This window comes from Gudongella ferriphila (assembly GCF_046224405.1).
GTDB lineage: Bacteria > Bacillota > Clostridia > Tissierellales > Tissierellaceae > Gudongella.
In genome coordinates this window covers 1-14,758 of the sequence record NZ_JBJXRK010000039.1, presented here as the reverse complement: position 1 = coordinate 14,758, position 14,758 = coordinate 1, and the positions used below count along the sequence as shown (strand labels likewise).

Annotated in this window: 13 protein-coding genes; 2 read left to right on the top strand and 11 right to left on the bottom strand. The window is 43.4% G+C overall.

The features are described from left to right. Positions 1-10 precede the first annotated feature (10 nt). Positions 11-970, bottom strand: coding sequence for an RnfABCDGE type electron transport complex subunit D (locus ACKVDP_RS12915; RefSeq protein WP_409229304.1), 960 nt, complete (start codon positions 968-970; stop codon positions 11-13). Further along, positions 967-2,274, bottom strand: coding sequence for an electron transport complex subunit RsxC (gene rsxC / locus ACKVDP_RS12910; RefSeq protein WP_409229303.1), 1,308 nt, complete (start codon positions 2,272-2,274; stop codon positions 967-969). Before rsxC ends, ACKVDP_RS12915 begins: the two co-directional genes overlap by 4 nt. A gap of 200 nt (positions 2,275-2,474) precedes the next feature. Here rsxC and ACKVDP_RS12905 point away from each other — a divergent pair, with 200 nt between their 5' ends. Then, positions 2,475-2,939 (top strand): hypothetical protein, encoded by a 465-nt coding sequence (locus ACKVDP_RS12905; RefSeq protein WP_409229301.1) that lies wholly within the window; start codon positions 2,475-2,477, stop codon positions 2,937-2,939. A 50-nt stretch (positions 2,940-2,989) separates the two neighbouring features. On the opposite strand, the gene ACKVDP_RS12900 is transcribed toward ACKVDP_RS12905, so the two are convergent. The 7 genes from ACKVDP_RS12900 to ACKVDP_RS12870 all read right to left on the bottom strand — a co-directional run bounded on the left by ACKVDP_RS12900 (position 2,990) and on the right by ACKVDP_RS12870 (position 10,087). After that, a complete protein-coding gene (locus ACKVDP_RS12900; protein WP_409229300.1) occupies positions 2,990-3,478 on the bottom strand; it encodes a nucleoside-triphosphatase in 489 nt (162 codons plus the stop codon). A 12-nt stretch (positions 3,479-3,490) separates the two neighbouring features. Continuing rightward, entirely contained in the window at positions 3,491-4,105 is a 615-nt protein-coding gene (locus tag ACKVDP_RS12895; RefSeq protein ID WP_409229299.1) for a hypothetical protein, read from the bottom strand. Then, positions 4,102-4,857 carry an FAD binding domain-containing protein gene (locus ACKVDP_RS12890; RefSeq protein ID WP_409229297.1) on the bottom strand — a complete coding sequence of 252 codons (756 nt, stop codon included), beginning with the start codon at positions 4,855-4,857 and terminating at the stop codon, positions 4,102-4,104. The genes ACKVDP_RS12895 and ACKVDP_RS12890 overlap by 4 nt, the downstream gene beginning before the upstream one ends. A gap of 85 nt (positions 4,858-4,942) precedes the next feature. Next, on the bottom strand, positions 4,943-5,413 hold the full coding sequence (locus tag ACKVDP_RS12885) for a (2Fe-2S)-binding protein (protein WP_409229296.1): 471 nt from the start codon (positions 5,411-5,413) through the stop codon (positions 4,943-4,945). After that, positions 5,403-7,538, bottom strand: coding sequence for a xanthine dehydrogenase family protein molybdopterin-binding subunit (locus tag ACKVDP_RS12880; protein ID WP_409229295.1), 2,136 nt, complete (start codon positions 7,536-7,538; stop codon positions 5,403-5,405). Before ACKVDP_RS12880 ends, ACKVDP_RS12885 begins: the two co-directional genes overlap by 11 nt. A 4-nt stretch (positions 7,539-7,542) precedes the next feature. Further along, a complete protein-coding gene (locus tag ACKVDP_RS12875) occupies positions 7,543-8,124 on the bottom strand; it encodes a nucleotidyltransferase family protein (RefSeq protein WP_409229294.1) in 582 nt (193 codons plus the stop codon). A gap of 172 nt (positions 8,125-8,296) precedes the next feature. Then, complete coding sequence (locus ACKVDP_RS12870; RefSeq protein ID WP_409229293.1) at positions 8,297-10,087, bottom strand: SLC13 family permease; 1,791 nt, start codon at positions 10,085-10,087, stop codon at positions 8,297-8,299. Between the two features lie 199 nt (positions 10,088-10,286). Here ACKVDP_RS12870 and ACKVDP_RS12865 point away from each other — a divergent pair, with 199 nt between their 5' ends. Next, positions 10,287-11,300, top strand: a complete 1,014-nt coding sequence (locus ACKVDP_RS12865) for an asparaginase (protein WP_409229292.1) — start codon at positions 10,287-10,289, stop codon at positions 11,298-11,300. Between the two features lie 115 nt (positions 11,301-11,415). Here the strand turns inward: ACKVDP_RS12865 and ACKVDP_RS12860 are convergent, their stop codons facing one another. Then, the gene (locus ACKVDP_RS12860) at positions 11,416-12,237 is read right to left on the bottom strand and encodes a M15 family metallopeptidase (protein ID WP_409229291.1); all 822 of its coding nucleotides are present in this window, start codon (positions 12,235-12,237) and stop codon (positions 11,416-11,418) included. Between the two features lie 207 nt (positions 12,238-12,444). Continuing rightward, entirely contained in the window at positions 12,445-14,619 is a 2,175-nt protein-coding gene (locus tag ACKVDP_RS12855; protein WP_409229290.1) for an acyltransferase family protein, read from the bottom strand. Positions 14,620-14,758: the final 139 nt, after the last annotated feature.

Sequence of the window (14,758 nt, the reverse complement as noted above, 5' to 3'; positions counted from 1 at the left end):
AATTTATTCATTATCTGGTTTCTATTACAACCCGTTTACCCTTGTGACCAAAGACTCTCGGGGTAAACCAGGCGTCATATATCGGTGCAAGTATGTTCATGATAAGGATTGCAACTCCAATCCCTCCAGGCAGTGCAAACAGGTAGCGCACGATCCCAGTGAGTATTCCTATGCTGAGTCCGTAGTAGACCCGAGCCCTGTGGTTTAGTGGCCCTGATGAGTAGTCAGTTACCATGAAGACCGCTGCAAACATTGCGGTTCCTGAAAGGACGTGATAGAGTGCAAACTCAGGATTGGACTTTCCAAAGAGCAGGGTTATGAAGAAAAGTCCTGCAAGTGTTGCAAGGGGAACTTTTACGCTTATTATCCTCCTGTAGACAAGATAGATTGCCCCAAGTATTATCGCCCACTTCACCGTCTCCCCGATTCCTCCCCCGATTGCACCAAAGAAGAGTGCCTGCATTTCGGGAGCTCCCTGGGCTATTGCGGTCTGCCCGTTTCCAATAAACTCAAGTGGTGTTGCAGTGGATACCAGATCAGGTCCTGGAAGGACCCAGCCTGTTATGGTGGGTGTAAAGAGAATCTTTATCAGCACCCTGGAAAATACTGCAGGGTTTAGGTTGTTCTTTCCAATTCCTCCTGACAGCTGCTTTATCAGTACAATTGCGATGAAGCTTCCAAGGACTATTATCCATAGAGGTGCAGTCACCGGGTAGCTAAGGGCAACCAAGAGTCCTGTCACAGCTGCTGAAAGGTCCGTTATAGTCTCCTTCTTACCTGTGAACCTCTGATACAGAAATTCGAAAAGCACTGCCGATGTGACCCCAAGAAGGATCATAACAAGGCTCTTTATTCCAAACTGTACCACTGCCATGACACTGACAGGCATCAAAGCAATAAGCACATCCATCATTATGCTCCTGGTGGATGCAGGTGTTCTTAGGAAGGGTGATGTTCTTGTCCTTTTCATCTTTTCAGCTCCTTCCATTTGGAATTAAGGGCCTGGATGTCTGCAAGAAGGGGTATGTTTGCAGGACACACAAAGGTGCAGGTCCCGCAGGAAATACAGCTTTCCGACCTTAGTGCAGGTGCCTTGTCATAGGCTCCCTCCCTGTAGCTGTTGCTTATTACAATTGGCTGCAGGTCCACAGGACAGTTGTCTATGCACCTGGCACACCGTATGCATTCAGATTCAATCCTTTCAGGCTCCCTCTGGAGAAAGAGCAGGGTTGTGGTGTCCTTGTCCACTGGAATGTCCGTATCCTCAAAGAGCCTCCCCATCATGGGACCGCCGTTTATCATGTCCACCTCTCCCTCAAGAAGCCCTCCACACTCCTCTATGAGATGGCTTACAGGGGTTCCTATCCTGACCATAAGGTTCTTCGGTTCCCTTATCATCTCTCCTGTCACCGTAATAATCCTCTTAACCAGTGGTCTGTTCAGAAATACTGCATCATGGATGGCCTTTATCGTTGATACATTTGATTGAAGGACTCCAATGTCCCCTGACCTTTGTCCCTCCATTATCTCTATCCCAAGAACCTCCCGAATCTGAAGTCCGGCATGACCCTGGGGATACTGGGATGGAAGGATGTGCAGCCTGATGTGCTCTGCTCCTGCCTTGTCAATTGACTCCTGAAGATTCTTAATGGCCTCTTCCATATGGTCCTCAAGGGCGATGTATGTATCATCTATCCTATATATCCTCCCTATTGCCTGTATTATCCTAACGATCTCATCACTGTACTCAACCATGCACCTGTAGTCCGAGGTTGAGTATGGCTCGCATTCCGACCCGTTCACAACAAGATATTCCACATCCTTGTGCTCCTTGTTGTATTTTATTGCCGTGGGAAAGCCCGCTCCCCCCTTGCCGGTTATGCCAGCTGCCTGGATCCTTTGGCTGAACTCCTCTGACTCCAGGTGGTCCACTATGCTCTTTAAGGTCTCGCATTCATCAAGGAAGTCATTCTCCACAACCACGCACAGGCTTTCCCCCCTGAACACTCTTCTATTTTCTATTGCAACCACCCTGCCGGATACGGATGAGTGGATGTCAGTTGAGATCCCCTTGTCCCTTGAGCCAAGAAGGGTACCTACCTTGACCCTTTCCCCAACCTGGACCTCCACCTTGGCCGGTGATCCTATGTGCATGGCCATGGGAAAATACAGAAGCCTTGGTGCCGTTGCCTCAATTGTCTTCTGATTTCTGGTGGCCTCCTTTTTCTTTGGAATCTGAAGGCCTCCTCTCTTCCATCTATCAAATATGCCCATATGGGTTCCTCCCAATCTTATGTATACCTTGATTTTTATCCTCTTTTACAGTTACCCAGTATTTGATATTTATATTCTTTAATCTTAGTGGAAATGGTTCTCTTCCCGTATCTGGCCTGTCAATTTTGGGGTATATGTATGGTGATAATGAAACAAATTTCTATTGAATGGATTTTCTTCTGTGAAAGGAAGCGATTATTGTGTCAACTGAAAAAAGGATTAATCCTCTTGTGCCGATTTTTGTTATTCCAATTGCAGGCTTGGTTTTACTTAATCTGGCTTTTGCATTGACTGCCTGTATCCGATATGCCTTGTTTCTTCTGTATAATCCAGTTGGCGGTGATGAATCATTCTTCATGCCCCGATTTTTCCATGTCATAACTCCGCTGATATTTATGGTTGGTTCATATATTGTACTTAGTAACAAAAAACTCAAGGACATCTACAAGGCTACGTTCTCTGTTGTTCCCACTGCAGTACTTCTGGTCTATACTGGGATATACCTCTACAACTGGCCTCTAGTAGTGTATGCAGTAAGTGGTTTGATTGTGTTGGGCATATTCTTTTACCTTTTCAAGACCAGGAGGCATTGGATGTACTACTATGCAGTCGGGCTTATTTCCGCTGCACTATTGTTCATGCAGATTAGAGGTATTGATATTTGATTCTGACATAATTAAAATCCCTGAAACCAATTTAGATTTCAGGGGTTTTTTTACATCTTAATGTACTTCTCGATTTCATATTTTTTTGTTACATCCTGCAGCTTGTGTTCGTTCACCACAAGGTAGATATCCTTGTCACTTTTAAGCATCTTTACAAGGATTTTATGAAAACCGAAGCCCTCCAGCTCAATGGGGCCAATCTCATCCAGAAAAATCCTCTCTATCATTCTATCCTCCAGGAGCTCCTCTATAATTTTTGAAGCCTGCACAAAGGTTCCCTCTAGAAATATGAACCTGTCAAACTCAATATATCCATCCAGATTTCCACTGAAGTCCTTCTTGAGCCTAGCCAAGGAATGGTGTTCTCCTGTCCCCAACCTCATGAGGGTATAGCCCAGAAAATCACCTGCTGTATCGTCATAAGTCTTTATGCTTGCAAATCCATCTGCTGTACCTTCTCCTAGGTCTTTGTAGTGTTTGATTAAACTTGTGGTCTTTCCCGTATCCCAGCCTCCTGTTATTATATGTACCCTCCCCATGGTCATCTCCCCCTAGAATACAATCTGCAGGAGCAATGCAATCAGGAATGCTCCATACACAAACACTGGCCTTCTATTGGTTGACCCAACCGGTGAAATGAACTTCAACTGGACAAATATGAGAGCTGCATTTACAAGACTTTCCATGATCAAAAATCTCAAGGCAATCAATGGACCACTGGTAACAAGTTCTGCAGGCAGGTTGAACAGTGAAATGGCTACCAGGTAGACTACCCACATTCCTCTCCACAGCAAGCCTGAAAAAAAGCTCTCCATAAATCCAAATTTCTTGTCTCTTGAATTCACATAGGCGAATACCATTGCAACTGCCAAACCTTCCATCAGGATGGAGATCGCAGGATTGACGATCCTAAGAGGAATGCTGCCTGGAACAAGAAAATCTACAAGCTTGATACCAGCTGCTATTGCAGCTGCATAAAACACGGCTTGCGGCTTCCTGTTCTCAAGGTATACCTTTCTCATAAAGAAAAATGCTACTGGAAACATAACAAATCCGGGAAGTCCCGGCAAGGCCATTGAGACCATGTGCAGCACATGGCCCAATGTTGCTTCTGCAATTCCCCAAATTGATCCCCAGAATATTATGCTCAACCATTTCTTTTTCATAGTATCAGGTCTCCTTCGATTATTTCCTTGAGAATATTAAGAGATACATCTTTCCTGTAGTCCTTGGTTGACCTGACGTCGCTGATCGGGGATAGCATATCAGCGTATGCCTCCAGAATCCCTCCCAGCTCCTGCTTCAACCTAGCAACACCAATTTGGACTATTTCTTTTTCTATCTCCCTGTTCCTTATTACAGTGGGTCCAACCGACCCAAATGAAATACGTATGTCCCTGACAGATGACTGGTCAATCTGTGCAGTACAAAATACGGAAAGCTTGGATATTGCATTTGCCTTTCTTGCACCTACTTTTCTGTAGCCCCACCTGTTGAACTCAGTCCTTTTGATGAATATCCCTGTCATGATTTCATTGGGTTTGATGTCCGTTTTCCCAGGACCCTTGATGAAATCCTGGATTCCAACCTTTCGGGTCCCTTTTGCAGATGAGAGCTCAATGGCTACATCAAGTGCATACAGCATTGGCAGGGTGTCCCCTGCAGGTGACGCATTGCAGATGTTTCCCCCCATTGTACCAAGGTTCCTGATTGAGGGAGATCCTATCCCCTTAACGGGTATCTTGATGTAGTCAGGCAATCTCCTTTCCTCAAGCAGGGTGGATAGTTTAACCATCGACCCTATTTTGATCCATTCCCCTGTTATGCTTATTTCCTTGAGCTCCTGAAGATTTCCAATGTACAGAATATCCTTTGGAAACTGGGGCAAGGCTCCACTTGTGGATTTGTACTTCACCATCAGGTCCGTTCAACGGCAAATATCATTGTTGATTCTTTTTCCCTGATTTCAAGGGCTTCAGACAGTGTCTCAGGGCAATAAGTAGTTACCATAGTCCATCACCCTCCCTTGAGGCTGTCAAAATACCCTCCACAATCATGTTGTATCCTGTGCATCTGCATAGATTCCCTTCTATGGCTTCACTTATCTCCCTTTCCGTAGGATGGGGATTCTGCCTTAATAGTGCTTCAGCCGCCATTACAAATCCTGGTGTGCAGAAGCCACATTGTACACTTCCTGCCTTTTCAAATCCCTTCGATATGGCTTTGAATCTTTGGTGTTCCCTAAACCCCTCGATTGTCAGGACTTCCTTATCCTCCATTGCAAAGGCCGGTACCATGCAAGAGTTAACAAGTCTTCCATCAAGAAGAACAGCACATGAACCGCATTCCCCTTCACCGCAGCCCTCTTTAGTTCCTGTCAAGCCCAGATCATCCCTGAGGATGTCCAGAAGTCTTCGTGTCGGCTCTGTGGAGATGGAGACCCTTTTCCCATTTAATGTGAAATTAATTTCCATTATCAATCAACTCCTTGATGTATTCTGGAGTAACTGGAATTCTGCTAACCTTTTTGCCAAGGGCGTTCTGTACTGCGCTGGCTATTGCAGGAGCCACTCCCACTGTTGGCAGCTCCCCCAGTCCGCTCCCTCCAAATGGACCATATTTTCTGGGATTTTCGATCAACCTTATTTCAGGCTGTGGAAAATCCTTGGATGATGGTATCACATATGTTGTAAGGGAGTTCTGCATTGGCACACCGTCCCTGATCCTGAATTCCTCCATCAGTCCATAGCCAAGACCTTGAGCCAAGCCTCCTTCGATCTGCCCTTGTACTATCTTCAGGTCAATTGGGGTTCCGATGTCAAACACAGTCCATATCTTATCCACTTCAACCTGGTAGGTTGCCGGGTCCATGTGGACTTCTACCACATTTGCACCCCAGGAATACTCAGGATACGCATTTCCTATGAACTTCTCGTTATCCCAGGAAAGCTCCTTTGGGGACTTGTATGTCCTGATAATTTCAATTTCCTCCTCATCCCAACGGGCCTTCATTTCAATGGCGCACTGCTGAAGCATTCCCCCGACTATGAGTATGGTCCTGGATGCAACCGTTGGACCAGAATCGGGGCAGAATTTAGAATCTGGGTATTTGTGGACTATCCTCTCCAGAGGAACTCCTAACTCATGGGCTACTATTTTCCCAAGGGTTGTCTGTGTTCCCTGACCGATTTCCGAACTGGACACAAATATCTCAAGGGTCCCATCACTGTATTTAACCAGCCTGACCTTTGGTTTAAGTACCTCCGACTCTCCCGCACCAGTGAAGCCGCAGCCATGGGCGAATATTGAGAAGCCTATCCCCTTAAGCAGCTCCTTATCCTTTTCACTTGACCTTCTCTTTAGGGAATATCCGGATGTTTCATTTATTGAGGCTGAAATTTCATCAAGCTTTATACCATTAAGGAATTTCCCTTGGGTGCATGACAGGTCCCCATCCCTTAAAAAATGCTTCTTCTTGAATTCAAGGGGGTCCAGCCCCAAAGCAAGTGCGATGTTTTCCATGTGCATCTCAATGGCAAAGGCTGACTGGGGTCCTCCAAAGCCTCTAAATGCGCTGCTAACAACATTGTTTGTTGCATAAGCACCTCCCTTTACCCTTAGGTTCTCTATGTTGTACACTCCGGTTGAACTAAACATGGTTCTCTGGAGTACCACACTGGATAGACCTGCATAGGCTCCACCATCAAGCTTTATATCTATGTCCATGGCCGTAATCTTGTTGCTCTCATCAAGATAGCTTTTTATGGAAATGTCAGAAGGATGCCTCTTGGTGGAAGCTATTATGTCCTCCTTCCTGTCATAGACCAGCTGTACAGGCTTTCCTGTCCTTATTGCCGCCAAGGCGCACAGAACAGCAGGTATTGACGGGTAATCCTCCTTGCCTCCAAAGCCACCGCCTGTAGGCTGTTGGATGACCCTTACTCTTGATTCGTCCAAGTCAAATGCTTTTTTCATTCCCTCCACCACATAATATGGACACTGCATGGAGCCATGAACGATAATATTCCCATCCTCCACCCTGCAAGTAATGGATTGTGTCTCCAGATAGGCGTGCTCCTGGTATCCGGTGTTGAAGCTATCAACAAATGACTTTTCTCCACCTTCCATATGTATATCTGGATTCCCTTTGGTGAAGGTGTATTCGATTTTGTTGCTGCCATCAGCAAACTTGTACCCTTGAGGATTTAGAATCGACTCTTCGATGGAACTGATGGGTGCAATGTCTTCATAATCAACCATTATTTCTGACATGATTCTCCTTAAAACATCTCTGTCCTTCCCCACCACAACCAGTATTGGCTCGCCGTAATAGTTGACAGTATCCTCTGCCAGAAACGGTTGGTCATCATATACTATGGGGACTCTGTTAGTCCCGGGAATGTGGTGATAATCCAATATTTCATAGCCCTCGGGCAGCTTGGGAAGATGGATTGCCACTATTCTTGCCCTTTGCCTTGTAGATCGAAAAATCTTTGCATAGATCCTGTCTTCCACCCAAAGGTCAGCGGTATAGACAGCCCTTCCCTGCACTTTGTCATCAAAATCAAACCTCTTGACTGAATCTCCAATATTTACCATGATTTCACCCACCAATTTTTCTCAAATATCTTAAAGCTGCAACATAGTTTTCAGGAGTATCAATATCCCACAACACTCCCGGATCGTCCACTTGGACTACTGAAAATCTGTTTCCCCCAATGTACTCATCAAGGGACACAAAGGTTAAGTCCTCCCTGATCCTTTTTGCCTCCTCCATGCTTAGCAGGACAGGATGACCCTGCACTCCACAAAAGGATGGGATCACAATGTCATCCCAGACGGAGAGCAACTTCAAAAACACTTCCCTCCCTACGAAGGGACAATCTGCAGGCATGCAAAATATCCTGTCTCCTCTGGCAGCAAGCAGGCCGGTTTTTATTGAAGAAAACATTCCGTCTTCATGTCCCTCATTATGAACAAACTCCACTTTTTCTATGTATCCTATACTCTGGGTTATTAGCTGTGGATTGTGTCCTGTCACTACTATTATTCTTGAACAGAACTCATAAAGACTTTCTATGCACCTCCAAATCACCGTTCTTCCGTCCAAATCCAGCAACAGCTTGTGATTCGGACTCATCCTTAAGGATTTTCCTGCAGCTATGACAACTCCTTCAACCTCCATAGGCCATCCCCTTCTCATGGTGATTCATCTTGATACTTGCAATATTTATACCCGTGATTTAGCGCGTTAATGCATTGGCAAGCTCAGGGAGCTTCTTTTTTATCCCTTAACAGGAATTTGATTTCTGTTAAGGGCAAATAAAAAATCCGAAGACCTTATTGGCTTCGGATTTTTATAACGGCCAGAATAGTAGTATCAGTGGTGTCCCCACAACAAGGACAAGAATTGTAACAGGAAGTCCCATCCTCCAATAGTCCCCGAACTTAAACCCTCCCGGTCCCATTATCAGGGTGTTTGACTGGTGACCTATTGGGGTCATAAAGGCTGATGAGGCTGAAACCGCGACCGCCATAAGCATTGGATCATGTGACACGCCCATCTTGATTGACAGGCTCATTGCTATGGGGGCCATAAGGACGGCTGCAGCTGCATTGTTGATTAGATTTGTAAGGAGTATGGTTGTTATCATCAATACAGTAACCATAAGTGAAGGGCTTAAATAATCCATTGCACCCACCATAAGGTTTGCGATAGTCTCGGCTCCGCCTGTTGACTGGAGGGCATCACCTACTGGCAGAAGAGAACCCAGCATTATTATTATAGGCCATTCGATGGCATCGTAGAACTCCCTTGGAGTGATTATATGGAATAGCACCATTAGAAGTGCACAGCCCGCGAAGGAGATATGCACGCTTATTATCCCCAAGGTGGTCAGAATTATTGATGTCATAAACAGGGTCAGGGTTATTAGCTTAAGGTTTTTCTTGTTTCCCTTGCCCACCCTCAATCCTCTTTCAGCAAGTGGCAGTGCTCTCAGCTGGCTCAGAACATCCTGAATTGAATCGCTATGACATTGGATAAGCAACACATCACCTGGTTTGAACATAAAGGACTGTAGTCGATTATATGAGGAGATACCTCTTCTTGAAACCGCAACCAGGTTAACTCCCAACCTTTGTCTGAGGTTAAGGTCTATAACGGTTCTACCGATTGCGGGTGAATCGTCCTTAAGGACAATTTCAGCCATTATTAGGCTACTATCCTTCAAGATTTTTCCTGAATCATTATAGATTTGCTTGCTACCCTTGAACTGAAATCCTGTTCTCTTCACCAAGTCAGCCAGGCCTGAATGGTCTGCTCTGATTACAAGGTGATCCATTTCCTCCAGTAGCTCACTTGCAGCAGGTGGGACAATGCTCCTGTCCCCCCTTATTATGCTAAGGATGTTGACATCCAGGTTCAGGTCCTTAAGGAGCTCCTCCACGGTCCTGTTTGAATATCTGCTTCCCTTGGGAATGACCACCTCAGACATATACTCATCAATCCTGAAGAAATCCGACTGTCCCTCATCTCCTTTCCGCTTTGGAATCAGACGCCAGCCGATTGTGGATATGAATATTATTCCAACCAGGGTTATCCCAACTCCCACAGGGGCAAAGTCAAAGAATAGGAAAGGCTCAGCCTCAATCCCTCCCCTATAGGTTGAAATTATAAGGTTTGGTGGAGTTCCAATCTCTGTGATAAGTCCTCCAAGAAGGGATGAAAAGGCTACAGGCATCAACAGGTAGGATGGTGATATCCTGTGGTGCTTTCCAACCTCAATTGCTATGGGCATGACAAGAGCCAAGGCCCCAACATTATTCATAAAGCTTGACAGGGCAGCAGTCATAACCATCAGCATTGCAATTTTTAGGTTGATTCCCCTTCCGCTCCTGTTAAGAATTCTTACCAGCTGGTCCAAGACCCCTGTTTTCAAAAGGCTGCTGCTCACAACAAGTATGGCTGCCACGGTTATGACAGCCGGATGACCGAAGCCCAGGAAGGCCTCCTCTGCCGGGACAATGCCCGTTATTACAAGTACAATAAGTGCACCAAGACCGACAAAATCATATCGTATGCTTCCCTGGGTGAAAAGTACAAGTGAACCGATTATAACTGCAAACACAATTGACTGCTGGAGCATACCATCACCTCTTTCAAATTGGTTTAGCTATTTTCATTTAGGATTGTTGCATAATTCACAAGTATTATACCCTTTTTACACCACCTGCATAGCTCAAAATCACATATTGATTGTTTTTTCAACAATTATTTTTTAAATGTAATTATATTGAGGTATACTATAACTAACAGCAGGTACAAATTACAAAGGAGGAATCGCCTTGTCAGAGATATTGTTGAATGTAACAAGAGGTGACAGAGTTGAGAATATTCACAGGGGAGACATTGCTGTTGTTGATTTCAAGGGAAATCTCATAGCCAGTGTTGGAGACCCCTACAAGAGGACCTATCTGCGTTCAAGTGCAAAGCCCTTGCAGACCCTTGTGGTTATTGAATCAGGTGCTGAGAATACCTTTGGGATAACCCGCAGGGATCTTGCGGTTATGTGCGCTTCACATTTTGCAGAGGATTTTCACCTTGATGCAGTAAGCTCGGTCCTTAGAAAGCTGGACTTGGGTGAGGACGACCTTCTTTGCGGTCACAGCTATTCCCGCAGTGACAAGGTTACAAGACAGATGCTGCGGGACGGAAAAACCGCCAGAAAGATCTATAACACCTGCTCGGGAAAGCATGCGGGAATGCTTGCGGTATCCAGGAAGCTTGACCTGCCTCTGGAAACCTACAACTTGCTGCAGCACCCACTTCAGCAGATGACCCTTGATACCATTGCAGAGGTCTGTGAAATGGATGTGGATGACATTGGTGTTGGCATAGACGGGTGTGGAGTTCCGGTGGTTGAGATGCCCCTTTACAATATGGCCCTTTCCTATGCAAAGCTTGTTCACTCGTCAGTTTTTGATGAAAAGAGGAAAATGGCTGCAAACCTGGTGGTGGAGTCAATGATGGAATATCCTGAAATGGTTGCAGGTACCGGAGGATTCTGTACTGAGCTTATGAAAAACACAAAGGGAAAGCTAATGGGCAAGCTTGGAGCTGACGGTGTCTACTGCATCGGAATGGTGGATCAGGGTGTTGGAATTGCCGTCAAGATCGAGGATGGAAACATCAAAGCTGTTGAAAGTGCAACCATGGAGATCCTAAAGCAGATGGGCTATCTTGATCAGGATGACCTGGAGGCTTTAAGACCCTTCCATATCATTGAGAACATAAATACCCTAAAGGATAAGATTGGGGAGACAAGACCTGTTTTTACCCTTGAACTTCAATCCAGCTAGATTTTATCTTGTGGCTTCAAGAAAATCTGTAAATCAAAAAGCTGCGGAAATAAGATTTTTTTATCTTATCCGCAGCTTTTAATTTAGCTTTAAAAGAGGCTTCAATCGATTCCAATTATTGCCCTTCTAGGTATTCTCTATTGCTATCATTGAAATGCCACCATTCACCCTTGTAGACCTCCATGCCGTTTGCCTCCATTGCTTCTTGCAGCACTTTCAATGCCTCGTTATTCTCATGGAGACTGGGCAGCCTGTTGTCTGTAAAATCCAAATAGGCTGAAGGCATTTCCAAGGGCTCTCCATCCATGCGTTCCACTGTAACATCCACCGCAGTACCTTTCTGATGGTTGCTCATCCCTGGAGCGGCAACAAGGTCATAACGTCCTTCTGTTATTCCCATTGTTATTGCCAAATGCTCTCTCAACTGTTGCTGTAATTTTTCATCCCTATAACCTACCCAAACCACTAGATTGTAACCCTGATCCTTGAGCTGATCATCCACTTTGATGAGTTTTCTCAACGTTCCTGCTTTTATATATACATCATCCGAATTTGCATAAATGTCCTCTGAACCCTCTTCACTAAAAACAGAAATTTTGTTGAATTTAAAATAATTACTGGTTTTGATATAACTATATTTTTCAATAGATACCAGTTCATGGTCTAAAACATCTTCAAGTGAATCCACGTTTTTCACTTCGGGTGAATCTACATTCTCCACTTCTAGCGAATCCATGTTTTCCTCTTCCATAGTAGAAGCTTCCATGGCCTCCACCTCTTTCTCAGAAAAGGGCTCAGGTAAACTCCTTTCGGTGGTAGGTACCTCTTCTGAAGACTTCATCTCATTTTGCTGAACAGCAGATCCATAAATTAAGTTCACAGTGACTACTGCTACAACTATTATTGCAAACACAAACTTACTTAAATATTTCTTCATAATTTCCTCTCTTCCATAATTGCCAAATGTAAACTTTGTACTCATTATACCATACGCTTTTCCCATTCCAATTGTTAAACACAGTTACTTTTTTACTCTATTTCATATAAAACGTTACATAAATAGCACTTAACAAAACAATCAATAAAATCAAATCCACGATTCCAAAACCGTTCCTATCTTTTCTATAATCTTGTTTAAACATAGTTACCTCCAAATACTATACGATGTATAGGCAGATGATTTAGCCATGGCATCCAATGTAATATACCCAGTGAAAACATCTGATCTTCGAATACCTGCTTGCGTACCATATGAAAAGACCTGACCATAATACTGCAACGCCTCATCTGCAGGAATTTGTTTGATATTTCCAGGATAGGGATCCAGAAATTTCAGCTTCCCATCTTCAGAAATTCCATAAATTACAATAAGATGCCCAAAATTTTTGTATCCAATACCAGGATTATTGCTTGTATGATAATACACAAGTCTCCCACTCTTAATCTCAGCAGGGATGTCCGCTAACTCAATCTTTTTTACATTTACTTCATAGGTATCCCCAATTATTCTAGCAAAACGATCAACATCAATTCTTGGAGGGTCACTTCTCCCCAAATTATGTTGACGATCAAGTGCGATCATGTCATCCACGTCAATTTCCGAGTCCAACTCATAGTTCAATATCATTGCCATGGATACAAGCCCACATCCCCTCGTGGAAATATTATCATAAGCAAAATCATCGTATCGCCAGCGATCATCAATTTGAGAATAATAAGTCAGCGGGCTATCATCAATCACTTCTAGTTCTACGTCCCAGAATTTTTGTTCCGAAACAAATACCAGTTCACCTGACTCTATAGATAAATACTGATCCTTATACTTGAAAGCCACTTGCAGATCTCTAACATCGTAATCCAATGGTGTCGGTTCAGTGTCAATAACAGGATAACCTTCCAATACTGATAAATATCTCCCGTTAAGTAGCTTAATGCCTATCTGTTGCCCAAGTTCAATAAAATCAATCTTTAAATTCATTGTTTCTTCCACAACAACAAATTCTTGATCTTCATAACTCAGATATTTCCCATCAAGGGACATATTGTACACTTCTCCATACTCAACTCTAGGCTTTCGCTCATCATGATCATATACTACACTGCCAATATCAGTCAAGGGTCCTTTGGATTCGCTTGAAGGCTGTTGATCCCAATTAAAGCCTTCAAAAACCTTTCCCGGAATGCTTGTTACCTCAGAATCCGCCTCTTCAGGATTCTCGATTCCACTTGATGGTATGAGGCTCTCATTTGTTTCCAATGTTTCCTCGTAATGTTGTTTAACACTTTGCGATTTTGCCTCCAAAATAACTGGGCTAGATACATAGCCGTAAACAGCAAAAATAATCAATAGACTCACAGCTCGAAAACTATGAATAGCCTGTGTATGTTGTTTTGCCCATTCCAATACGCCTTTAAACAAGTCAGAAAATAATCTTTTGCGAGCCGTTAAAGCCACGATGGCAACCGAAAGAATAAAGGCAATAATCATTGAGTTCAATTCATAATCCAAAAACCATCCAATCGTCCGAATAATCAGCCCATGCAATAGGTAGATGGTCATTGTATTCACCGATTGAACATATCCATAAGCTCGTTTTGACATCAGAATAAATAATAATGCAGATAAAGAAAATGCAATCACATATGCAACTATTCTGTAATACATACCCGAAACCATATCCAGGCCGAGTTCTGCATAGCCTTTTGAAAAGTAAAACAACTGATAATCCAATCCTGAATTGACAAATGTAAAAATTCCTATTGAAGCCAAAGCAGTTGCCGCGAGAACTATCCAACTCTTGACACTTCGAGTCAGACTATCCAGCTTGGACAAGTCAAAATAATAGCCAATTAAGTAAAATGGCATAAAATATACAATTCTACCAAATAACGTGTTAGCTATCATGCCCATATTCCCAAACATTAATACCATCAACAGCATTAAAATTGGCCAATACCTGAATTTAGTGTAATCAATAAGATAATCCCAGACTATCAATGCAACAGTATACCAAAGTACCCAATAAGGCTGAATAGCTCCTGTGAACATGTAACTCAGAACAGCGAAAATGAATTGAAGAACCAAACTTGGAATAACAAGTTTTATATACCTGTTAAGTATACCTAGCTCTCCTCGATCCATAACAATTCTTGAAAAGTATCCTGAAACTATAATCATAATCGGCATATGAAACATATAAATACCAGTATACAAGATATTGAAAACTCCCGTTTGAATATTTCCCATTTCAAGGACATGTCCAAAAACGACTAAAAAGATCATTGTGAATTTTAAATTGTCCATTTTTTGATCTCTCATAAAACTTCCTCCATGTAAAATTAAAAAATTCCGCAAATTTCATGTTTTTTGCTAACTTCAAAGAATACTACCTTAAAATAACATATACCCATTTCCTGATTATAGTACCACTGTTTCGGTCTCACAGGTATCAGCTTTT